The organism is Providencia sp. PROV073 (assembly GCF_033688125.1).
GTDB lineage: Bacteria > Pseudomonadota > Gammaproteobacteria > Enterobacterales > Enterobacteriaceae > Providencia > Providencia hangzhouensis.
The window spans coordinates 3863816-3886868 of sequence record NZ_CP096353.1 but is presented as its reverse complement, the minus strand read 5'-3'; the positions used below and the strand labels follow the sequence as shown (position 1 = coordinate 3886868).

The 23053-nt window shown below is 42.6% G+C and carries 16 protein-coding genes; 13 read left to right on the top strand and 3 right to left on the bottom strand.

Annotation, left to right across the window (positions count from 1 at the left end; all coding sequences use genetic code 11):
• The first annotated feature begins 5 nt into the window (after positions 1-5).
• On the top strand, positions 6-1661 hold the full coding sequence (locus M1F17_RS17795; protein ID WP_318837092.1) for an iron ABC transporter permease: 1656 nt from the start codon (positions 6-8) through the stop codon (positions 1659-1661).
• 78 nt (positions 1662-1739) lie between these two features.
• Here the strand turns inward: M1F17_RS17795 and yghU are convergent, their stop codons facing one another.
• Positions 1740-2579 carry a glutathione-dependent disulfide-bond oxidoreductase gene (yghU, locus tag M1F17_RS17790; protein WP_318837091.1) on the bottom strand — a complete coding sequence of 280 codons (840 nt, stop codon included), beginning with the start codon at positions 2577-2579 and terminating at the stop codon, positions 1740-1742.
• A 497-nt stretch (positions 2580-3076) separates the two neighbouring features.
• On the opposite strand from yghU, the gene M1F17_RS17785 reads away from it, so the two are divergent.
• The 7 genes from M1F17_RS17785 to M1F17_RS17755 all read left to right on the top strand — a co-directional run bounded on the left by M1F17_RS17785 (position 3077) and on the right by M1F17_RS17755 (position 12015).
• Entirely contained in the window at positions 3077-4594 is a 1518-nt protein-coding gene (locus M1F17_RS17785; protein WP_096864442.1) for a class I adenylate-forming enzyme family protein, read from the top strand.
• 67 nt (positions 4595-4661) lie between these two features.
• Entirely contained in the window at positions 4662-6230 is a 1569-nt protein-coding gene (locus M1F17_RS17780) for an acyl CoA:acetate/3-ketoacid CoA transferase (protein WP_094962384.1), read from the top strand.
• A 26-nt stretch (positions 6231-6256) separates the two neighbouring features.
• Positions 6257-6994 carry a 3-oxoacyl-ACP reductase FabG gene (gene fabG / locus M1F17_RS17775; protein WP_004259376.1) on the top strand — a complete coding sequence of 246 codons (738 nt, stop codon included), beginning with the start codon at positions 6257-6259 and terminating at the stop codon, positions 6992-6994.
• A 9-nt stretch (positions 6995-7003) separates the two neighbouring features.
• Complete coding sequence (locus M1F17_RS17770) at positions 7004-8188, top strand: thiolase family protein (protein WP_153674139.1); 1185 nt, start codon at positions 7004-7006, stop codon at positions 8186-8188.
• Between the two features lie 120 nt (positions 8189-8308).
• A complete protein-coding gene (locus M1F17_RS17765; protein ID WP_004259371.1) occupies positions 8309-9649 on the top strand; it encodes an MFS transporter in 1341 nt (446 codons plus the stop codon).
• 33 nt (positions 9650-9682) lie between these two features.
• On the top strand, positions 9683-10846 hold the full coding sequence (locus M1F17_RS17760) for a glycerate kinase (RefSeq protein ID WP_318837090.1): 1164 nt from the start codon (positions 9683-9685) through the stop codon (positions 10844-10846).
• 14 nt (positions 10847-10860) lie between these two features.
• Positions 10861-12015: a CdaR family transcriptional regulator gene (locus tag M1F17_RS17755; RefSeq protein ID WP_004259365.1), complete on the top strand. Its 1155-nt coding sequence runs from the start codon at positions 10861-10863 to the stop codon at positions 12013-12015.
• 12 nt (positions 12016-12027) lie between these two features.
• On the opposite strand, the gene narL is transcribed toward M1F17_RS17755, so the two are convergent.
• Entirely contained in the window at positions 12028-12684 is a 657-nt protein-coding gene (narL, locus tag M1F17_RS17750; RefSeq protein ID WP_004259360.1) for a two-component system response regulator NarL, read from the bottom strand.
• Positions 12685-12705: 21 nt separating this feature from the next.
• Positions 12706-14448: a nitrate/nitrite two-component system sensor histidine kinase NarX gene (gene narX, locus M1F17_RS17745; RefSeq protein WP_004259358.1), complete on the bottom strand. Its 1743-nt coding sequence runs from the start codon at positions 14446-14448 to the stop codon at positions 12706-12708.
• 331 nt (positions 14449-14779) lie between these two features.
• Between narX and M1F17_RS17740 the strand changes: the two genes are divergently transcribed.
• The 5 genes from M1F17_RS17740 (at position 14780) to narI (ending at position 22943) form a co-directional block, all read left to right on the top strand.
• Positions 14780-16180 (top strand): NarK family nitrate/nitrite MFS transporter, encoded by a 1401-nt coding sequence (locus M1F17_RS17740; RefSeq protein ID WP_094962389.1) that lies wholly within the window; start codon positions 14780-14782, stop codon positions 16178-16180.
• A 67-nt stretch (positions 16181-16247) separates the two neighbouring features.
• The gene (locus tag M1F17_RS17735) at positions 16248-20009 is read left to right on the top strand and encodes a nitrate reductase subunit alpha (protein WP_137019289.1); all 3762 of its coding nucleotides are present in this window, start codon (positions 16248-16250) and stop codon (positions 20007-20009) included.
• Positions 20009-21550 carry a nitrate reductase subunit beta gene (gene narH, locus M1F17_RS17730; protein ID WP_004259350.1) on the top strand — a complete coding sequence of 514 codons (1542 nt, stop codon included), beginning with the start codon at positions 20009-20011 and terminating at the stop codon, positions 21548-21550. The genes M1F17_RS17735 and narH overlap by 1 nt, the downstream gene beginning before the upstream one ends.
• Positions 21547-22269 (top strand): nitrate reductase molybdenum cofactor assembly chaperone, encoded by a 723-nt coding sequence (gene narJ / locus M1F17_RS17725; RefSeq protein ID WP_004259346.1) that lies wholly within the window; start codon positions 21547-21549, stop codon positions 22267-22269. Before narH ends, narJ begins: the two co-directional genes overlap by 4 nt.
• Positions 22266-22943 (top strand): respiratory nitrate reductase subunit gamma, encoded by a 678-nt coding sequence (gene narI, locus M1F17_RS17720; RefSeq protein ID WP_004259342.1) that lies wholly within the window; start codon positions 22266-22268, stop codon positions 22941-22943. Before narJ ends, narI begins: the two co-directional genes overlap by 4 nt.
• The last annotated feature ends 110 nt before the right edge of the window (positions 22944-23053 follow it).

Sequence of the window (23053 nt, the reverse complement as noted above, 5' to 3'; positions counted from 1 at the left end):
ATTCAATGACAAAAACGCGTTTTCTACCGCTTTTGGTGATGGCCACATTAGTGGTTTTAGTGGTGATCCCATTATGCTTTATTGTATTGCAGGCTATTTTCCCACAATTAGGGCAAGGGCAGTTTGTCCAGCCGCTAGAGCCTATTATTCAGCTACTCAACGAGCCAGAGCTTCCATCATTACTGCAAAATACATTATCACTAGGCACAGGCGTTGCAGCAATCAGCGCCATTATCGCTATTCCGTTAGGGGCATTACGCGGGCTGTTTAATATCCCTTTCGCCAAAGGTTGGGATCTACTGTTTCTTATTCCTTTTTTAATCCCACCTTATATTGCTGGATTATCGTGGATGCTTACGTTACAACCTAATGGTTATTCCCAACAGCTATTTGGTGTGAACCCCGGAAGTGCGATTTTCTCACTGGGTGGAATGATGGGGATTATGGCGCTAAACCTCTTCCCAGTTCTGTATTTTGCGGTGTCGAAAAGCATGGCAGCGAATGGTAACCGACTTGCCGATGTGGCTCGTGTGCATGGGGCTTCTCCTTGGAATGCCTTTTTCGGAGTGACGCTTCCATTATCGTTACCCTCTATTGCGGCGGGGTTATTGCTGATTTTTACTTTGGCGATTGAAGAATATGGCATTCCTGCCGCCATTGGTGCCTCGAATGGTATTCGTGTTTTAACTACGGATATAGAGCAGCGCTTGGCGGATTGGCCGATTGATTTACCCGGAGCGGCCTCGTTATCGTTGATTTTAGCCAGTGTGGCAATTTTTGCTTATACATTACAGCGTTCTATCGTATCAGGGAAAAACGTAGCCACCACCACAGGGAAAGCGGCAGAAGTGGTGACTCGCTCACTTGGTTACTGGCGCTGGCCAGTCGTTGGGCTATTTGCTTTAACCGCATTTCTTGCGGTAGGAATGCCATTGCTAGCGATGTTTGGCACGGCATTTTCTTCTACAGTGTCTGGTGGTTTGGCGTGGGATAACTTAACATTCAGGCACTTTTCTGGGTTAATCGACTCACAAACTGAAGCTTTGTCTGCATTATGGACGAGCCTCTCTCTGGCGACGTTAACCGCTGTTTTCACTGGGGTACTCGGGTTTCTCTGTGCTTGGCTGGTGGTTGCTCAGCGCATTCGTGGTGCTGTTGTGATTGATGCGCTGTCTTTGTTACCTATTTCCATTCCAGGAATTGTGATAGCGGTAGGGATGATCCTCGCGTGGAACCAACCTTTTTGGCCAATAACGCCTTATCACACATGGGGCATTTTATTGCTTGCCTATAGCTGTTTGTTACTGCCTTACCCAGTTCGCTATTGCAGTGCAGCATTAACACAGATTGGTGGCAGTTTAGCAGATGCTTCACGGGTGCATGGCGCATCTGCGGTGACAACGCTGCGTTTGATCTTGTTTCCATTAGTTTTACCGAGCCTTGTCGCTGCCATGATGTTAGTGTTTGCCGTGGCCTCGCGTGAATTAGTTTCTTCGCTATTACTCGCCCCAGCCGGTATGCAGACGGTGTCTATCTTTGTGTGGCGTCAATTTGAGCAAGGCTCAATTGGCAGTGGCATGGCGATGGCGTGTTTAGCTGTACTGATAAGTTTGAGCTTGATGTTATGCGCACAATGGGTGCAGGGGCGTTATAGTCGATGACATGTAGAGTTAGCACAGGGTAAGCACTAATTAACTTACCTTGTGCTATTTTATAATTCAGTGGATTAAGAGTGGTTCCTAACCTATATCACTCGCATCGTGGCGTTCGCGTACTTGCTGTGCGGGGTCACCTTGTAGGCGATTAACACGGCGGCCGCGCTGTACCGCTGGGCGTGCATAGATTTCATCAGCCCAACGAATAACATTTTTATATTCATGGACAGATAAAAATTCTGCAGCATCATAAAGCCAACCTTTCACTAAAGCGCCATACCATGGCCAGATAGCGATATCTGCAATACTATAGTTCTCGCCTGCGACATATTTGTGTTCTGCTAAACGCTTGTCTAATACATCTAATTGACGTTTAGTTTCCATCGCAAAGCGGTTAATAGGGTATTCAAATTTTTCAGGGGCGTAGGCATAAAAATGCCCAAAACCGCCACCTGCAAAAGGTGCTGAACCCATTTGCCAGAATAGCCATGATAAGGTTTCAGCGCGTTCTGGTTGAGTTGTGGGTAAAAAAACAGAAAATTTTTCAGCTAAATAGGTCAGAATGGAACCCGATTCAAATACTCGGATAGGCTCTTTACCGCTTCTGTCGACTAACGCCGGGATTTTTGAGTTAGGGTTAATTTCAACAAAACCCGAACTAAATTGGTCGCCTTCACCAATATTAATTAACCAAGCGTCGTATTCAGCCTCTTTAATGCCAAGGGCTAATAGCTCCTCTAACATGATAGTGACTTTTTGTCCGTTGGGAGTTCCTAATGAATATACCTGTAGTGGGTGCTTACCTATAGGTAAAGATTTTTCGTGAGTTGCACCAGAAATTGGGCGATTAATATTGGCGAACTTTCCGCCATTACCTTGCTCCCATTGCCAGACTCTCGGGGGAATATAGGGGGTGTTTGCCATGAGTTATCTCCTTAACCATTTTCAAAGGTGGCGATTATTTTCTCATCAATTCTTTAATTATAAAGGCCCCCCACTGTAGCAATCTGTCGTGAATTCTCCACTGTTTTTATCATATTTGCTTTGGTGGGTAGGATAAATAGCACAGAGTGCAAGAACACATAGGGGATAAACGAAAGAGTTAATTATTAGTTCTAAACTATTTTTGGGTTTATGAGTAATTGTATATACGCACAATGATGACCGAGCTATTCATAGGAATTTATATGTTTTTTGGGATGGCTTGATAATAACAAAAGGTAAATATGTTCATTTGCAATAAAAACCAGAGCTTAAAATGAGACTTAAGTTAAAAATTTGTTAACAAGCGAATTGTGCAGATCACTAATTCAAATAAAAAAAGGGTGTGAATAATTTGTGAAGATTGGCACTAATTTATCGGAGTGTATTTTATACATTGATAGCATATCAGTCATATTCAGGTGTATCGGAGTGTGCCCATGCTTGCGCCAAATTCAAACATCTACCAAAGCTTATTACAGAGAGCAAAAGTGCAGCCAGACGCTGTTGCGATTGTATTTGAAGAGCAAAGTTGGAGTTATCACCAATTACTTGTGAAAGTAAACCAAACAATGTTGTGGCTAACAACCACCGTGCAGTTGAAAAAAGGCGATCGAATTGTACTTGGCTGGGGAAATACGATTGAGTTTTGCCAATTATTTTATGCCGCGGTAGGTCTGGGCATTCAGGTAATTCCCTTGAGTACCAAAATGAAAGAGTTTGAAGGTAAAGAGCATTTGTCTTGTATTAATGCAGATGCTGTTTTTTGGGATGATACATATCAACCATGGTTAGCACAGCTCAGTGCAAAAGGGGTGAGTCTTTCTCAGTGGCGTAATGTAATATTCACTGATGAAATTAATTTTATTAACCAAGTTAATGAAGAAGACCCTGCTGTTATAATATTTACCTCGGGTACAACAGGGGCGCCAAAAGGTGCGGTGATCACGCATAAAAATATATTGTCTGCAGTATATGCCTATCAGGAAACATTAAAGCTATCTGAACACGATAAAACAATTTTAGCAGTGCCGATTTATCATATTACTGGCCTCTCTGCTATTTTGGCGTTATTTATCCATATTGGTGGGACGATTTATCTTCATAAAAAATTCAATGCAAAAGATATTATTTCAACAATTGCAAAAGAAAAAATAACATTTTTACATGGTTCTCCAACAGTATTTATATTGTTAATTCAGAAAATAAAAGAAAATAAAAGCATTAACCTAGAAAGATTTAATTCATTAAAAATGATTGCTTGTGGTGCAGGGCATTTAAATGAAGGTACGATTAAAGAGCTTTCTTATATATTTGCTAAAACATCCATTCATTCTATTTATGGTTTGACTGAAACCTCTTCACCAGCAACTGTATTTCGTGAAGATATTCGTTATAGCGATAAGAAGTCTAGCTCTGGTACACCAGTCCCTGGGTTACAGGTGACCATACGTAATGATAAAGGTGAAAATCTTCCCGCGAACTGCACAGGTAATATTTGGGTTAAGGGGGATGTTGTTATCCAACGTTATTGGCCGGATAGTCCTGCGAATACCACATCATTTAATGATGGTTGGTTTTTCACAGGGGATATTGGCTATATGGATAATGATGGTTTTCTTTATATTCAAGATAGAATTAAAGATATGATTAACCGTGGTGGTGAAAAAATATATTCTATTGAAGTCGAGGATTTAATTTCTAATTATCCAGGAGTTAATGAGGTCGCTGTTATTCCAATTGAAAGCACAATTTATGGTGAAGAACCCATTGCATTTATTATTCCTGAGAATCAAGTGTGTTTAACCAGTAAAGAAATTATTGAGTGGTTAAAAGATAGGGTGCCAACGTATAAAGTTCCAGTAAGAATTATGTTTACGCGTAACTTCCCTAGAACTTGGAATGGGAAAATAAGCAAGAAAGATTTGAAATTACGATATTACTCTTTAAATAACTAAAATATAAATTAGTTTTTAATTAATCAAAAAGGGGCTATGAAATATTAGCCTTCAGGTAGGTTTTATCATGAATAATAAATTTATTTCTAAACAAGATGCCGCTAAATTAATTAATAATGGCGATACAATTTGTACTGTGGGAATGACATTAACCAGTGCTGCTGAATCTATTTTATCAGCAATTGAGCAACGCTTTTTATCCGAGGGTACACCAAATCAATTAACACTGGTTCACGCAGCTGGGCAATGTAACCGTATTCGAGGGAATCAACACTTTGCCCATGAAGGGATGGTGAAACGGATTATTGGTTCCCATTGGGGGCTAGCACCTCGATGGATGCAAATGATTAATGACAACCAAGTTGAAGCATATTGCCTCCCTCAAGGGCAAATGGTGCATTTATATGGTGCAATGGCCGCGGGCTTACCGGGGCGCTTATCCAAAGTAGGGTTAGGAACATTTATCGACCCTGACCTTGAAGGCGGTAGGATGAACGCTAAAACGTTGGTACTTCCCCCTTTGGTTGAAAAAGTGAATTTCAAAGGGGAAGAATGGTTATGGTACCCAGAAATTCCCTTAGATGTGGTGGTGATCAGAGGAACTCACGCTGATAGTAAAGGCAACCTCACCACCGATGAAGAAGCCATGGCCCTAGAGGTCTTGCATGCGGTACTGGCGGCTAAACGCTTTGGTGCCAAAGTGATTGCACAAGTGAAATATTGCGTTGAAGAAGGGACTTTACATCCCAAGCGTGTCACTGTTCCTGCGAGCTTTATTGATCATATTGTCGTGTGTGATAACCCTGAAGAAGACCATCGCCAGTCTTCGAGCTGGTTTTTTGACCCAACGCTATGCGGTGATATTCGCACGCCTATCCAACAAACTACGCCATTACCTTTAGATATTCGCAAATTGATTGGGCGAATTGCATGTCGTTATCTATACGAAAACTGCGTGATTAACTTAGGAACGGGTATTCCAAACGATGTTATTGGCTCAATTATTCAGGAAGAAAATGCAACCAAGCGCGTCGATATCACCGTGGAGTCAGGGATTTGGGGGGGCGTCCAAGCAGGCGGTATTGATTTTGGCATAGGCCGTAACCTGTCAGCGATGATTAGTCACCAAGACCAAATGTTGTACTACAACGGTGCAGGCGTTGATATCACGTATATGGGCGCAGGGGAAATGGATGCCAGTGGCCATGTCAATGCGACGTTGTTAGGCAATATTTGCCCTGGTGCAGGTGGGTTTATTGATATTACCCAAAATGCTCGACACGTGGTGTTTTGCTCAACGTTCACAGCAAAAGGGTTAGATATTCGTTGTGAAAATGGGCAATTAAATATTGTGCGGGAAGGGGATATTAGAAAGTTAGTTAACCAAGTACGGCAAATTTCATGGAATGCGGATGTCGCGCGAAATATTAACCAAACCATGCATTTTGTCACGGAACGTGCGGTGTTCACTTTAGGGGGAAAAACCCCGGTACTGGTTGAAATTGCCCCCGGTATTGACCTAGAGCGTGACATTCTTGCCCATATGGACTTCGTACCTGAAATTTCTCCTGATTTGAAAGTGATGTCTTCTTCACTATTTGAAGAAGCGCCTTTTGGACTGGTTTCGTATTTGTAGTTTCAATATTAAAGAGGAATTTATCCATGTTAGTAAAAGATAAAGTCGCCATTGTGACGGGTTCTGCAAGAGGTATTGGTTTTGCGATTGCTCAGGTACTTGCGGAAGAAGGGGCAAAAGTCGTTATTTCTGATTTAGCCATGTCATCAGGTGAAGAAAGTGCAAAACAGCTACAAGAGCAAGGCCATCAAGCCATTTTCATTCCTTGTGACATTGCCAAACGTGAAGAGGTAAATGCCTTATTTTCTAACGCATTAGCGCATTTTGGGGCGATTGATGTACTGGTAAATAATGCGGGGATCAACCGAGATGGCATGCTGCATAAATTAACGGAAGATGATTGGGACAAAGTGATTGATATCAATCTGAAAGGGACATTTAACTGCATGCAAGAGGCGGCAAAGTTAATGCGTGAGCAAGAAAGCGGCCGAATTGTCAATATTTCATCGGCGAGTTGGCTTGGGAATGTTGGGCAAGCCAACTATGCTGCATCCAAAGCCGGGGTTATTGGCCTGACTAAAACGGCTTGTCGTGAACTCGCCCGTAAAGGGGTCACAGTCAATGCGATTTGCCCAGGGTTTATTGATACGGATATGACCCGTGGTGTGCCTGAAAAAGTGTGGGACATCATGATCAGCAAGATACCTGCGGGTTTTGCAGGAGATCCGCGCGATGTTGGACAATGTGTTGCATTTTTAGCCTCTGATAAAGCGCGTTATATCAATGGCGAAGTAATCAATGTTGGCGGCGGAATGGTGTTATAGGGGGAAATAATGAAACAAGCGAATGATATTGTCATTGTGAGTGGTGTGAGAACGGCAATTGGCACGATGGGGGGAAGTTTTGCAAATACGCATCAACATGACCTCGGGGCGGTGGTTATCCGTGAAGCCGTGAAAAGAGCTGGAATTGCTCCCGAAGATGTTGATGAAGTCATTGTGGGTAATGTTGGGCAAATCGCAGAAAGTGGTTTTATCGCTCGTATTTGCCAACTGCGAGCAGGGTTACCAAAAGAAACCACCGCTTATTCTGTTAACCGCCAATGTGGTTCAGGGCTACAAGCGTTAGCCGATGGCATGATGTTGTTGCAGACCGGCCAATCAGATGTTGTGGTGGCGTGTGGTACTGAAAATATGACAATGCTGCCGTACTACTTACGCAAAGCGCGCTATGGCTACCGCATGGGAAATGATGTACTGGAAGATGGGTTAACGTCCATCCTAACTTGGCCAGAAGGCCCTTACCACAACGGAATGACGGCAGAAAATGTTGCAGAGCAGTTCAATATTACCCGTGAAGAAATGGATGATTTTGCATGGGATAGCCAGCAAAAAGCGTTAAAAGCGATTCAAGCCGGTTATTTTTCTGACCAAATATTACCAGTAGAAATACCCGAAGGCCGTAAAGGTACACGTATTTTTGATACCGATGAACATCCGCGTGATACACCACGTGAAAAATTAGCAAAATTGCGCCCTGCATTTAAAACTGATGGTGTGATTACGGCAGCAAACTCTTCAGGTATCAATGATGGTGCTGCGGCATTAGTGATGATGCGTCGTGAAGAAGCGGAAAAACGTGGTCTGAAGCCAAGAATGAAAGTGGTCGATTGGGCTGTAGCAGGTTGTGAAGCGGCCATTATGGGCTTTGGACCCGCGCCAGCAACCCGTCGATTAATGGAAAAGCTCAAAATGGATGTAAAAGACATTGATTTAATTGAGCTAAATGAAGCATTTGCTGCACAAGCCATTGCAGTTATGAATGATTTGTCTCTTGATAGCACTAAAGTGAATGTGAATGGTGGGGCAATTGCTCTGGGTCATCCAGTGGGTGCCAGTGGGGCTATTTTACCTGTGAAGTTAATGTATGAAATGGAACGCCGTCAGGTTACTACCGGGTTAGTGACTATGTGTATCGGTGGTGGTCAAGGGATATCAATGTTGTTCGAAAGAGAATAAGAAAAGCTGCAAGCAGAAAGCCCGACGTGGGGCGTCGGGCTGTTGCTGAAGTAAAACAACAGGTATGTCACTTATTGCCAAGAGCCGTACCTGTTTCACTACAACATGAGGATCTTATCTATGTTTTCTACAAATGCAAAGTTAGATTATGTGGCTCAGGGGAAAAAAACCAACGCAAAGATATACCGTAACCTGATGCCGTTGTTGATTTTAGCGTACATTATTAGCTTTATTGACCGAACAAATATTGGCATGGCAAAAAATGCGATGTCGATTGATTTAGGATTATCTGCAACCGCGTTTGGTATTGGTGCGGGGCTTTTTTTCTTAACCTACTCGATTCTTGAGATCCCAAGTAATTTGATAATGGAGAAAGTAGGCGCGCGTTTTTGGATCACGCGGATCATGATCACTTGGGGGTTATTATCTGCGGCGATGGCGTTTGTCACGGGGCCGACTTCTTTTTATATCTTGCGGTTATTACTGGGAGCGGCTGAAGCGGGCTTATATCCTGGGGTTATTCTATATATGACATATTGGTTTAGCCAAGAAGAACGGGCTAAAGCAACAGGGTTATTTTTACTCGGGGTTTGTCTTGCAAATATTATTGGGGCGCCGCTGAGTGGTTTATTGCTGAGTATGGATGGCTTATTAGGCTTCCATGGTTGGCAATGGATGTTTGTTATTGAAGGCTTGCCAGCAGTTATCCTAGCATTTGTTGTGTGGTTCGTGTTGCCGAATAAACCAGAAGATGCAAAATGGTTAGATGAAGATGATCGGAATTATATTAAATATAAACATGATCAAGACAAAAACAGTATTAGTGTGAGTAACAGTAAATTCTCACTCAAGGCGGCATTTAAGAATAAAGCCTTTATGATGATTGTTGCTATCTATTTTACTCACCAGTTCTCGGTCTATGGTTTAAGTTATTTTTTACCGACTATTATCGGTGAATATGGCAAATTAACACCTATTCAAATCGGCTTATTAACAGCGATTCCATGGATTTCAGCCGCAATTGGTGGCATTTTTGTCGCGAGAAAAGCTAATACACCGCGTCGTTCATCACGTATTTTAATTTCAGGTTATGCAGTAATGGCCGTAGGGTTAGTGATTGGTGCACTGGGTGGCCCAGTTGTCGGTTTAATTGGCTTTTGCTTAACGGCATTTATGTTTTTTGTGGTTCAATCGATTATTTTCTCGCTTCCTCCGACTTATATGAGTGGCAGCATGTTAGCGGGAAGTTTGGCACTATTGAACTGCTTAGGGCTGTTTGGCGGCTTCCTTGGCCCGTTCATTCTTGGCTTTTTTGAAGATTATACAGGAACAGCCACTTCTGGATTATGGTTTGGTGTCGGTTTGCTAGTTATCGGAACGATTATTGCGTCACGAGTGAATACTAACGGTATGAGCGAAGCTGAGCCATTACAAGTATCGACTTCAGTGGAAAGCAAATAATTCAACATCGCCATTTACAATAGGAAAGTCTGCATGAAAATTGTTATCGCACTTGATTCCTTTAAAGGAAGTTGTTCTGCAAGGTTAGCATGTCAAGCCGTTGCTGAGGGTTTCAAGCGTGTATCCTCTGAGTTAGATATGACGTTATTACCCATATCTGATGGCGGAGAAGGTTTGTTGGAGTCACTGGAGAATAGCCCCGCGCTTTCTGGTGTAACACCTTACATTTTTAGCTGTACTGGGCCTTATGGTAGTAAGGTTGATGCAGGGTTATTAGTATTGGAGGGAAAAACCGCTTTTATCGAAATGGCGCAATGTTGTGGGCTGGAACTCGTTCAACGTGAGCATCGTCGAGTTGAAAATGCCTCAACTTATGGCTTGGGTGAAATGGTCAAGCATGCACTCGATATGGGTTGTTCTCGTATTGTTATCGGGATAGGAGGAAGTGCAACTAATGATGGTGGTGCTGGGTTTGCTCAAGCATTGGGTGCTCAGTTTTACGATAAAAATTCTCAGCTTATTGAGACGCCAATTTGCGGAAAAGACCTCATTAATATTGCAAAGATTGATTTTGATAAATTTGACTCGCGAGCCGCTAAGGTTGAATTTAATGTCTCTTGCGATGTTGAAAACCCTTTATTAGGCAAAAATGGTGCTACTTATGTTTATGGTCCCCAAAAGGGGGCCGACCAAGCCACACTTGACCAGCTTGAAATTGGGATGGCTCACTATGTGAAATTAATGTCAGCAATAACGGGAAAAGATGTTTCACTGGAGGCTGGCAGTGGTGCAGCGGGTGGATTAGGTGCGGGGCTTCGTTGGTTTGTTTCGGCAAAGCTCGAAAAAGGAATCGATCTCGTTTTGGGGCTCCTTGGCGCAAAATCTTATATTCAACAGGCGGATTTAGTCATTGTAGGAGAGGGGCGGCTTGACAGTCAAAGTGCGAATGGTAAGGCTCCTGTGGGAGTGGCTCGTATAGCCAGTCATTATGGTGTGCCTGTCATTGCGCTTTGTGGGGGGTATAGTGAAGATAGCCGTATCCTATACCAACATGGCATTACCGCAATGTGGTCGCTTTGTCCGGGGCCAGTTTCCCTTGAGCAAGCCATGACAAATGGTGAACGTTATTTGGCAGATACAGCAGAAAATTTGCTGCGTACCGTACTCGCAAATCCGAATATGCAAATAAAACCCTAAAGTGAGGCGGTAATATGCTACTGACTGAAAAACTAGCCAATGATATTGTCACGCGTGCAATGGGAATTATCCATCACAACGTCAATGTGATTAATAGTCAGGGCGTGATTATCGCTTCAGGTGAAAAAAAGCGTATTGGTGAAACCCATGAAGCCGCAGTGGAAGTGATCCGCTGCGGCAAACGGATCACCATCTACAATGAAAATGAAGCACGAGCTTATTCGAATGTGGCACCGGGGATAAACCATCCGATTGTTGTGGCTGATAAAGTGGAATTAGTGATTGGCGTGAGTGGTGACCCTGTTGTGATCCAGCGTTATGCCGAGCTCGCTATACTGACGGCTGAGCTGCTAATTCAACAAGAAATTGAGCGGCGTAGTATTAACTGGCAGCATCGTTTGCGTGACATGCTATTTGTCCAGTTTATAGAAAGCACAACGCCAGCACAGGGGCGCAGTGCATTACTAAAATTACATAATTCCGGTTTTGCGTTCACTTTACCGACTATTCCTGTGATTATTAATATTGAAGCTATTCAGTACCGCCCAGAAATACTCGATACGATCATTACTGAATTATCAGCTATGGAAAAAAGTGATGTGTTATTACTCAATAGCCGCGAAATTTTGATGCTATTCCCATCAACGCATTATCAAAATGAATCGTTTATTTCTAATCTTCATTTCATTCTAGATAGCCAACTTAGCCAATATTATATTGGTGTTGGTGTTCAGGCAGATACGCAAGAACATGTGAGGGATGCAGTACATTTTGCACGTTCAGTTATTGAAGTTGGACGGCTAACGGTTCCCGATAAACAAGTCTTTTTATTTAAAGAAATGGCATCTTTATGCCTCTTTAATGAATTGGAAAATAGCTATCTATTTAATTTCTTTTTAGATATTTGCCATAAAATATTGTTGCATGATTCGGGCGATATTTTGCTTGAAACCCTTGAGCTGTTTTTATCGCAAAATGGCGAAATAGGTAGCACCGCGCAGCAATTAGGCATTCACAGAAATACATTAAGTTATCGGTTACAACAAATTAAAAAGCAAACCAGTTTGGACCCGACAAGGTTTACGGATCTCATTCAGTTATCTGTTGCGATGCATGGCTACCGTCGACGTTACCCAAAACAACAGCCATGGCTCGATGCATTAAGTTAAGGAGCCGTATCATTACTTTTGTTGTAAAACCCAAATAGCGGCTTCAACGCGCGATTTTAAATTAAGTTTCTTTAGTAAGTGTTTGACATGGACTTTGACGGTGCTCTCTGTGATTTGTAATTTATTCGCAATCATCTTATTTGATAGCCCCTGTGAGATTAAATCTAAGATATGGGTTTCTCTTGGGGTTAGTGCTGATAGATTATGCTCTGTAGGGGCTCGGTTATCTCTTAAAGATTCAGCTAAAATGGAAGCGAGCGTTGGGCTAACGACCATTTTACCACTTGCGGCTTCTTTTAATGCAATAATTAATTTTTCAGGCTCCATGTCTTTGAGTAAATAGCCATCAGCACCTCGTTTTAACGCATTAATTAAGTCTTCGCCATAATTGGACACCGTAAATAAGATAATACGGCCTGAAAGTTCGCGGTTACGTAAATTATCGAGTACTTCAAAGCCATTCATACTAGGCATATTGAGATCTAATAGGATTAAATCTGGGTCTTGTTCTTCCGCAATTTTAATACCCGTTATTCCATCGTCTGCTTCACCAATTACCTTTAATGTGGGTTCTAAACTAATTAATTGTTTAACACCATTACGTAGCATCGGGTGATCATCAATCAGTAAAATGGTAGATTGCCCAGTTAGTTTATTTTCATTTTTCATTAATGAGTTACTCCAATTTAATTAAGCCACAGTCAGTGGAAATACGACATTAACAATAGTGCCACCCTGAACTCTTGGGGAAATTTGATATTTCCCATTTAGGCTTAGCGCTCTTTCTCTCATAATAATCAATCCATAATGGTTATTTTTTGTTGGCTGAGGCTGAATACCTTCCCCATTATCTTCTATTGTCATGGTGATTAATCCGTTATTTTCGATTAATGAGACTTGTGACCAGTTTGCATTAGCATGTTTGAGAATATTGCTTAAAGCTTCTCGGATTATCTGGATAATATGAATAGATTGATGTGGAGAGAGGCTTTTGGCTGGAATTTGGTAATTTAATCCAATTTGAAAACCAAGGCGCTGACTGAATTCTTGGATTGTGCTTTCTAAGGCAGGGAATAGGCCTGGTTCAGTTAATTTTAGTCTGAAGGTTGTTAAAAGCTCACGTAATTGACTATAAGCGGAATTTATTTCATTGCGCATTTCGTTTAATAGTTCTTGGTGCTTAGTTGGCAATGTTTTAGGTTGCATTTGTAGATAACTAATTTGCATTTTGAGGCAAGATAATGATTGTGCGATGGAATCATGCAATTCTCTCGCAATCGCCGATCGTTCATCCATAATCAGTAACTGCTGTTGTTGCTCTAATTGGTGCTCCATCGCTAGCATTCCAGCGATTTGTTTAACTAGCATCAGCACTAAATTATTTTGTTCTTCAGATAATGGCTGGTTTATATCCATTTCAGCTAAAATCATGCCATAACGCTGTAAATTATCAGAAATCTCCCATGATATTACTTTAAGGTGTTCAGCCATCTTGGGTGAATTGAGATATTGATCCTTGTTTTCAGGACAATGAATTTCATGAAAGCAGGCATCATTGTTTTCTTCATATAGCCTCAATCTAATATTTTGCAGTGGTATTAAGCTTTTAAGCTCAAATAACACTTTTTCTAACCTGATTGATAGTGGCCCAATGGCATGTAGGGTTCGATTAGATTGGTATAAATAGAGTAATACTTTATTTTTCTTTTGCAGATCGGCGGTTTTTTCGATAACTCGAGATTCTAATTGATGGTAACTCTGTGCGAGCTCATCCGACATTTGATTTAACGTATGGCCCAGTGAATTTAGCTCATCTTGTTTTTTGCCTACAGGAAAGCGCTGACTAAAGTCTTGGTGACTAATCGCGTTCACCATATGAAGTAACTTAAGCCAAGGTGTATAAATTTTCTTTCTAAAATGGCAGATAGCAAAAATAAGTAGCAATAAAACGAGGCCAATAAATACCATTTGAGTGATTGCTACATAGGTTATTTTTCGTTCTGTTTTTTCATCAATATTACGAACTAATGCATCGAGTTTATTAACAAAGGTAACGACCGCGAGACGTGCATCATTAGGAGAAACTGCATGGTTAAGTGCAGGTTTTAATTCTGTAACCCAATATTGATAAAGCTCAGCAAATTGCGGATTTAAATCTTCTATATCGACAACTTGTGTTAGTTCATTGCTTAATAAATTTTTTTCAAGCTCACTAACATATACGTCAGAATATTGGTTGAGTGGCACTAATGAAAGTAAATGATAACTTTGCATCCGCAATGAGCCTGATTTATTTATTGCATGTGCATTTCCTTGCACACTAATAATCATACTATTTGAAATTGTCATGCCAATAATACCGAGTACGGCAATCAATAGCATTAAACCAATAACTTGGTTAATGATTGAAAATCGGTGATAAGCAATAGACATAAATGATCCTTTCTACTCTATACGTTTATTTATTATTTTTGATAACGTAGATATTGTTTCTCTATTATATAAAATTGAATATGCCACTTCGGTATTACTCCTTAATATCCCATTGAATTATTCGCTTTAAATTTCAACAAATAAAATTACCTGGCAATGAATTTTTTTGTTTTAATTCAATCAATTATTGTTTTGTACTCCTAATACTCCTCTGGTGGTTAACGAGAAAAATCACGCATATTTCATTTAAATCTCTCTTGATTTAGATCAGCTTCACGGTGGTCTATTCGCCACACACTGCGAGCAGAAATTGTATTTATCGGGGTGATTTATGTCTCAACGAGATAATGTTAATAGTGTAGCTGCACAGTCAAATAATGGTGTTATACAGGATTGGCGTCCTGAAGATACTCGGTTTTGGCAGCAAACAGGGCAGCGTATTGCCAATCGTAATTTATGGATTTCTATTCCATGTTTATTGCTTGCATTTTGCGTATGGATGTTATTTAGTGCAGTTGCGGTTAATTTAAATAAAGTGGGTTTTAATTTTACGACAGACCAATTATTTTTATTAACCGCATTACCTTCCGTTTCAGGTGCTTTATTAAGAGTCCCTTATTCATTCGTTATTCCTATTTTTGGTGGGCGCCGTTGGACTGCTATTAGTACGCTGTTTTTAGTGATCCCATGTATTTGGCTAGGTTATGCGATTCAAAACCCTGCCACGCCTTATCAAGTCTTTGTCATTATTTCCCTACTTTGTGGTTTTGCCGGCGCTAACTTTGCATCCAGCATGGCCAATATCAGCTTCTTTTTCCCTAAAGCTCGCCAAGGCGGTGCACTTGGCCTAAATGGTGGGCTAGGAAATCTAGGGGTCAGCGTCATGCAATTGGTGGCGCCTTTTATCGTTGGTGTTGGTGTATTTACTTTCGTTGGTGGGACTGGAGCGGCTCAGCCTGATGGCTCAACGTTGTGGTTAGAAAATGCTGCTTGGATTTGGGTGCCATTTCTACTGCTTTTTACGGTGATGGCTTGGTTTGGCATGAATGACTTAGCGGCTAATAAGGCATCTCTTAAAGCACAATTACCTGTTTTGAAACGTGGCCATCTATGGGTATTAAGCCTGTTATATCTGGCGACATTCGGCTCGTTTATCGGTTTTTCTGCTGGTTTCGCGATGTTATCGAAAACCCAGTTTCCAGACGTCATTATCTTGAAGTTTGCCTTTTTTGGCCCTTTCCTCGGTGCGTTAGCTCGCCCAGTCGGTGGCATGTTATCTGACCGTTTTGGTGGTGTGAAAGTCACATTACTGAACTTTGTGGTCATGGCTGTTTTCTCCGGCTTGCTGTTTTTTACGTTACCAGAAAACGGTCAAGGAGGCTCTTTCGGGGCGTTTTATGGCGTATTTATGGTGCTGTTTTTAACAGCAGGGCTAGGCAGTGGCTCAACCTTCCAAATGATTGCTGTTGTTTTTCGTAAATTAACCATGGACAAAGCCATCTTAAGAGGAGCTTCAGAGCAAGAAGCCCAAAAAGAGGCGGTAACAGAAAGTGCTGCAGCTTTAGGGTTTATCTCTGCTATTGGTGCAATAGGTGGCTTCTTTATTCCAAAAGCGTTCGGTACATCATTAACACTGACGGGTTCACCGGCAGATGCAATGAAAGTGTTTTTTATATTTTATCTTTCCTGTGTGTTTATCACATGGCTGGTATACGGCCGTAAACACAAATAATAACAAGTCATAAAAATCAATTTTAGCAATGTACGGCGCCGGTCGCCGTCTCTTTGGAGGCAATCCGATGAGCAAGTTTTTAGATAGATTTCGGTATTTTAAGCAGTTGGGCGAAACCTTTTCAGGTGATCACGGGCAAGAGTTAAATGTAAACCGTGATTGGGAAGATGGTTATCGTAGCCGCTGGCAGCATGACAAAGTCGTGCGTTCCACCCATGGTGTCAATTGTACGGGCTCTTGTAGCTGGAAGATTTATGTCAAAAATGGGTTAGTGACTTGGGAAACTCAACAGACGGATTACCCACGAACTCGCCCAGATTTACCTGATCATGAGCCGAGAGGATGCCCTCGTGGTGCGAGTTACTCTTGGTATTTATATAGCGCAAACCGTGTTAAATACCCAATGATGCGTAAGCGCTTACTTAAACTATGGCGTGAAGCAAAAGCGGAGCAGCAAGACCCTGTTGCAGCGTGGCTATCTATTATCAATGACCCGCAGAAGGCACAAAGCTATAAACAAGCTCGTGGTCGTGGTGGTTTTGTTCGCTCAAGCTGGCAGGAGGTGAATGAACTGATTGCGGCAGCGAACGTCGCGACGATTAAAGAATTTGGTCCTGACCGCATTGTTGGCTTTTCACCAATTCCCGCGATGTCGATGGTTTCCTACGCCTCGGGTGCTCGCTATTTATCGTTAATTGGTGGCTCATGCTTAAGTTTTTATGACTGGTATTGTGACTTGCCACCTGCGTCACCCATGACGTGGGGCGAACAAACTGACGTACCTGAATCAGCGGATTGGTACAACTCGTCTTATATTATTGCTTGGGGTTCTAACGTACCGCAAACGCGTACGCCAGACGCACACTTTTTTGCAGAAGTGCGTTATAAAGGGACGAAAACGGTCGCGGTGACGCCAGACTACGCGGAAATTGCCAAATTATGTGACCATTGGTTGAACCCGAAACAAGGAACGGATAGCGCCATGGCAATGGCGATGGGGCATGTGATCCTCAATGAATTCCATGTAAAACGTGAAGCGGAATACTTCCGTGAATATGTGCGCACTTATACCGATATGCCGATGCTTGTCATGCTAGATAAGCGTGAAGATGGTTCTTATGCCGCAGGCCGCATGCTACGGGCATCTGATTTACATAATTCATTAGGCGAAGAAAAAAATGCCGAATGGAAAACTATTGCGATTGATGAAGAGACAGGTGAATTATGTGCTCCACAAGGTTCAATGGGATTCCGTTGGGATGGTGGCCAAAAATGGAATTTAGAACCGCGTGCTGGACAAGATGCACATAACATTAAAATGAAACTCAGCTTGGCAGATAGCCATGATGAATTTGTCGATGTTGGTTTTCCTTACTTTGGTGGCTTAGAAAGTGAGCACTTCCAGCATGTTGAACTTAAAGATGTTTTATTACATAAACTGCCCGCTAAACGTATTCAGTTAGCTGATGGTAGCGAATCATTGGTTACTAGTGTTTATGATTTAATGCTAGCGAACTACGGTATTGACCGTGGTTTTGGTGATGAAAACTGTGCGGTTGATTACGATGATATGAAAGCGTATTCACCTGCGTGGGCGGAAAAAGTCACAGGGGTTAGCCGCCAAAATATTATTCGCATAGCGCGTGAGTTTGCCGATACCGCAGAGAAAACCCATGGCCGTTCTATGGTGATTGTTGGCGCAGGGATTAACCATTGGTATCACATGGATATGACCTATCGTGCGATTATCAATATGTTGATTTTCTGTGGTTGCGTTGGGCAAAGCGGCGGTGGCTGGTCTCATTATGTTGGGCAAGAGAAATTACGGCCACAAACGGGTTGGTTACCTTTAGCCTTTGGTTTGGACTGGCAGCGCCCACCTCGCCATATGAATAGCACATCTTTCTTTTATAACCATTCAAGCCAATGGCGTTATGAAACAGTCGCAACAGAAGAGTTGTTATCGCCTCTAGCCGATAAGCAAGCCTTTAGCGGCAGTTTGGTTGATATGAATGTACGTGCAGAACGCATGGGGTGGCTGCCGTCAGCACCACAATTAAATGTCAACCCATTGAATATTGCGAAGAATGCACAAAGTGAAGGAATGTCACCCACTGATTATACTGTTAAACAGTTGAAAGAAGGGAATATTCGCTTTGCTTCAGAGCAACCTGATGACCCTCAAAATTTCCCACGAAATCTGTTTATTTGGCGTTCAAATTTATTGGGTTCCGCAGGGAAAGGCCATGAATATTTATTGAAATATTTATTGGGTACTGAAAATGGTATTCAAGGCAAAGACTTAGGCCAACAAGGCGGCGTCAAACCAGAAGAAGTGGAATGGCAAGATAAAGCGGCAGAAGGGAAAGTTGACTTAGTGGTGACTCTCGACTTCAGAATGTCGAGCACCTGCCTGTTCTCGGACGTTATTTTACCGACTGCTACTTGGTATGAAAAAGACGATATGAATACCTCGGATATGCATCCATTTATTCACCCATTATCAGCTGCAGTCGACCCAGCTTGGGAATCCAAAAGCGATTGGGAAATTTATAAGGGGATTGCCAAAGCATTTTCTGAGGTCAGCGTTGGGCACTTAGGCAAAGAAACGGATGTGGTGACGCTGCCGATTCAACATGATAGTGCAGCCGAGATGGCACAGCCTTTTGATGTTAGAGATTGGAAAAAAGGGCAATGCGAGCTTATTCCAGGGAAAACAGCGCCGCATATTATCTGTGTTGAGCGTGACTACCCAAATACTTATGCACGTTTTACCTCTCTTGGCCCATTGATGGATAAATTGGGTAATGGTGGTAAAGGGATCAATTGGAATACACAAGATGAAATTGATTTCTTGAAAAAACTCAATAAAACCCAGCCTGACGGTACCAATGCTGGGCGGCCAAAAATTGAAACGGCAATTGATGCCGCGGAAGTCATTTTAACACTTGCACCTGAAACCAATGGGCAAGTGGCAGTAAAAGCATGGGATGCATTAAGCAAAGTAACGGGCCGCGACCATACTCATCTTGCTCGTTATAAAGAAGACGAAAAAATCCGTTTTCGCGATATTGTTGCGCAGCCGCGTAAAATTATCTCAAGCCCTACATGGTCAGGGTTGGAAGATGAACATGTTTCCTACAATGCCTGTTACACCAACGTGCATGAAATGATCCCATGGCGGACGCTCAGTGGTCGTCAGCAATTATATCAAGATCACGAATGGATGCGCGCCTTTGGGGAAAGCCTTGTGGTGTATCGTCCACCAATTGACACTCGAGCGGCTCAGCCACTTATGGGGAAAAAATCCAATGGATTCCCAGAAAAAGCACTGAACTTTTTAACACCGCACCAAAAATGGGGGATCCACTCTACTTACAGCGACAACTTATTAATGTTGACGTTAGGCCGCGGTGGTCCAGTTGTTTGGCTTAGCGAAGAAGATGCCCGCGAACTGGGTGTTGAAGATAACGATTGGGTTGAAGCTTTTAACAGTAATGGTGCATTAACCGCTAAAGCGATCGTTAGCCAACGTATTCCTGATGGCATGATCATGATGTACCACGCCCAAGAACGACTGATCAACTTACCAGGCTCTGAAGTTACGGCTCAACGTGGCGGAATTCATAATTCGGTCACGCGTGTTTGCCCGAAACCTACGCATATGATCGGCGGCTATGCGCACCTTGCCTATAGCTTCAATTATTACGGAACCGTAGGTTCTAATCGTGATGAATTTGTGGTTGTTCGCAAAATGAAACAGGTTGACTGGCTGGATGGTGAAGGTGATGCCTACCAGCAGACCTTGAGCGGAAAGGAGAAAGCATAATGAAAATTCGTTCTCAAGTCGGCATGGTGCTAAACCTTGATAAATGTATTGGTTGTCACACTTGCTCAGTGACCTGTAAAAACGTGTGGACTAGCCGCGAAGGGGTAGAATACGCATGGTTTAATAACGTCGAAACCAAACCAGGTATTGGTTACCCCCATAATTGGGAAGACCAAGAAAAATGGAAAGGAGGCTGGATCCGCACCATTAAGGGTAAATTGGTTCCACGTATGGGGAACAAAGTTGGCGTTTTATCAAAAATCTTCGCTAACCCAGATGTACCTGCTTTGGATGATTATTATGAGCCGTTTAATTATGACTACGGCCATTTAAAAAATGCTAAAGAAGGTAAGCACGTACCGACAGCACGCCCTCGTTCATTAATTACTGGTGAGCGAATGAGTAACGTGAAAATGGGACCAAACTGGGAAGATGATTTAGGCGGTGAATTCGCCAAACGAGCCCAAGATAAAAACTTTGAACATATTCAGAAAGAGATGTATGGGCAGTTTGAAAATACGTTCATGATGTATTTGCCACGCCTGTGTGAACATTGTTTAAACCCAGCTTGTGTCGCGACCTGCCCAAGTGGTGCAATTTATAAGCGCTCAGAAGACGGTATTGTTTTGATTGACCAAGATAAATGCCGTGGCTGGCGTATGTGCTTAACTGGTTGCCCGTATAAAAAAATCTATTTCAATTGGAAAAGCGGTAAATCAGAAAAATGTATTTTCTGTTACCCACGTATTGAGTCAGGCATGCCAACGGTTTGCTCTGAAACCTGTGTTGGTCGTATCCGCTATTTAGGGGTATTGCTGTATGACGCCGATAAAATTGAGTCGGCTGCCAGTGTCGAAAAGGAAACCGACCTTTACCAGAGCCAACTTGATGTTTTCCTTGATCCCCATGATCCAAAAGTGATTGAAGAAGCGCAAAAACAAGGGATCCCATTAAGTGTGATCGATGCGGCACAGAAATCTCCAGTGTACAAAATGGCGATGGAATGGCGCTTAGCTCTGCCATTACACCCTGAATACCGCACGTTACCAATGGTGTGGTATGTACCACCTTTGTCACCGATCCAGTCAGTGGCGGATTCAGGGCTATTAGCTAATAAAGGTGTATTGCCGGATGTCGAAAGTTTACGCATTCCAGTGCAATACCTTGCGAATTTGTTAACCGCAGGGGATACCGAACCGGTGTTATTGGCGTTAAAACGTATGTTAGCGATGCGCCATTTCAAACGGGCAGAAACCGTGGAAAACCAATGTGATACCAGTGCATTAGAGCAAGTCGGCTTAACACAAGCTCAGGCACAAGAAATGTACCGCTATTTAGCCATTGCTAACTATGAAGACCGTTTTGTCATTCCATCCAGTCATCGAGAATTGGCGCGTGAAGCATTCCCTGAAGCGAAAGCTTGTGGCTTTAGTTTTGGTGATGGTTGCCATGGCAGCGATAGCAAAGCGAATTTATTTAATAGCAGGCGCATTGACGCCATTGATATCACACCAAAAAATAATCAGGAGAAAGCACTATGATGACACTAAAAGTGATTTCTCGGTTATTGGAATACCCTTCGGAAGCGCTTTGGTTACATCGTGATGAGCTCATTGAAGCGCTAGAACAGGCTGATGAGCTGCCTGTCACACGGGCTGTTCAACTGATGGTGTTTGTGCGTGAGTATCTCAACGAAGACTTACTTGATATGCAGGCGCAATATTGTGAACTGTTTGATAGAGGGCGCGCGACATCATTATTGCTATTTGAGCATGTACATGGCGAATCCCGAGACCGAGGGCAAGCGATGGTTGATTTAATGGCTCAATATCAGCAACAGGGTTTGCACATTGATTGCCGTGAATTACCCGATCATTTGCCCATTTATTTGGAATACCTCACGGCATTACCGACCGATGAAACTATCGAGGGGTTACAGGATATTGCGCCAATTTTAGCGCTGTTAGGGGAAAGGTTGAAACAGCGAGAAAGCCGTTTCTCTGTTTTATTTGATTTTTTACTTGAGCTTTCCCATAGCGACATTGCTGCGGAGCAATTAAGCAAACAAGTAGCAACCGAAGTACGGGATGATACCCCAGAGGCGCTAGATGCAGTTTGGGAAGAGGAGCAAGTGAAATTTTTTGCCGATGAAAAAACATGTGGTAGCGAAGTTGCAGCGCATCAACATCGCTTCGCCAATGCGGTGGTACCACAGTATTTGGATCTCAGTGTGGGCAGCCATGTAGGAGTTCAAAAATGAATTTTATCAATCAATTTTTCTTCGATATTTACCCCTATATCGCTGGGACGGTATTTATTGTCGGTAGTTGGTTACGTTACGATTACGGGCAATACACGTGGCGAGCGGGTTCCAGCCAAATGTTGGATAAAAAGAACATGCGTTTGGCATCAAACTTATTCCATTTGGGGATTATTGGGATTTTTGTCGGGCACTTTTTAGGTATGTTAACGCCTCATTGGATGTATGAATCTTTTCTGCCAATGCACATTAAGCAGTTAATGGCGATGATAGGTGGGGGATCAGCAGGTGTGATGATGTTAATTGGTGGCGCGATGCTATTGAAGCGCCGCCTGACAAACCCACGAGTGAGAGCAACTTCATCCTTTGGTGACATCATGATCTTAACCTTGCTGGTGGTGCAAGTTTGCTTAGGATTACTTACCATTCCATTCTCAGCACAACATATGGATGGTAGCGAAATGTTGAAATTAGTGGGATGGGCACAGTCTATTGTGACATTCCATTGGGGGGCATCCAATTACCTTGAAGGGGTTGGCATTGTTTTTAAACTGCATATTGTGTTGGGGATGACGATATTTTTACTCTTCCCATTCTGCCGTTTAGTGCACATTTGGAGTGCACCTATCGAATACCTGACTCGTCGGTATCAATTGGTGAGAAATCGCCATTAGGTTTGGGTTCCACAAGGAGGTGGGCCAATACATTGCTTTTGTACAACTTGTTCTTGTGTAAACAACAAATATTGCTATTTTGGCGCCCCATCTCATAGGAGATGGGGTTT

Excerpts from the sequence above, each read along its gene's own strand:
- M1F17_RS17780 (WP_094962384.1), top strand. The coding sequence starts at position 4,662 with ATGAATAATAAATTTATTTCTAAACAAGATGCCGCTAAATTAATTAAT.
- M1F17_RS17735 (WP_137019289.1), top strand. The coding sequence starts at position 16,248 with ATGAGCAAGTTTTTAGATAGATTTCGGTATTTTAAGCAGTTGGGCGAA.
- fabG (WP_004259376.1), top strand. The coding sequence starts at position 6,257 with ATGTTAGTAAAAGATAAAGTCGCCATTGTGACGGGTTCTGCAAGAGGT.
- M1F17_RS17785 (WP_096864442.1), top strand. The coding sequence starts at position 3,077 with ATGCTTGCGCCAAATTCAAACATCTACCAAAGCTTATTACAGAGAGCA.
- narI (WP_004259342.1), top strand. The coding sequence starts at position 22,266 with ATGAATTTTATCAATCAATTTTTCTTCGATATTTACCCCTATATCGCT.
- M1F17_RS17760 (WP_318837090.1), top strand. The coding sequence starts at position 9,683 with ATGAAAATTGTTATCGCACTTGATTCCTTTAAAGGAAGTTGTTCTGCA.
- narJ (WP_004259346.1), top strand. The coding sequence starts at position 21,547 with ATGATGACACTAAAAGTGATTTCTCGGTTATTGGAATACCCTTCGGAA.
- yghU (WP_318837091.1), bottom strand. The coding sequence starts at position 2,579 with ATGGCAAACACCCCCTATATTCCCCCGAGAGTCTGGCAATGGGAGCAA.
- M1F17_RS17770 (WP_153674139.1), top strand. The coding sequence starts at position 7,004 with ATGAAACAAGCGAATGATATTGTCATTGTGAGTGGTGTGAGAACGGCA.
- narX (WP_004259358.1), bottom strand. The coding sequence starts at position 14,448 with ATGTCTATTGCTTATCACCGATTTTCAATCATTAACCAAGTTATTGGT.
- M1F17_RS17795 (WP_318837092.1), top strand. The coding sequence starts at position 6 with ATGACAAAAACGCGTTTTCTACCGCTTTTGGTGATGGCCACATTAGTG.
- M1F17_RS17740 (WP_094962389.1), top strand. The coding sequence starts at position 14,780 with ATGTCTCAACGAGATAATGTTAATAGTGTAGCTGCACAGTCAAATAAT.
- narL (WP_004259360.1), bottom strand. The coding sequence starts at position 12,684 with ATGAAAAATGAAAATAAACTAACTGGGCAATCTACCATTTTACTGATT.
- M1F17_RS17755 (WP_004259365.1), top strand. The coding sequence starts at position 10,861 with ATGCTACTGACTGAAAAACTAGCCAATGATATTGTCACGCGTGCAATG.
- narH (WP_004259350.1), top strand. The coding sequence starts at position 20,009 with ATGAAAATTCGTTCTCAAGTCGGCATGGTGCTAAACCTTGATAAATGT.
- M1F17_RS17765 (WP_004259371.1), top strand. The coding sequence starts at position 8,309 with ATGTTTTCTACAAATGCAAAGTTAGATTATGTGGCTCAGGGGAAAAAA.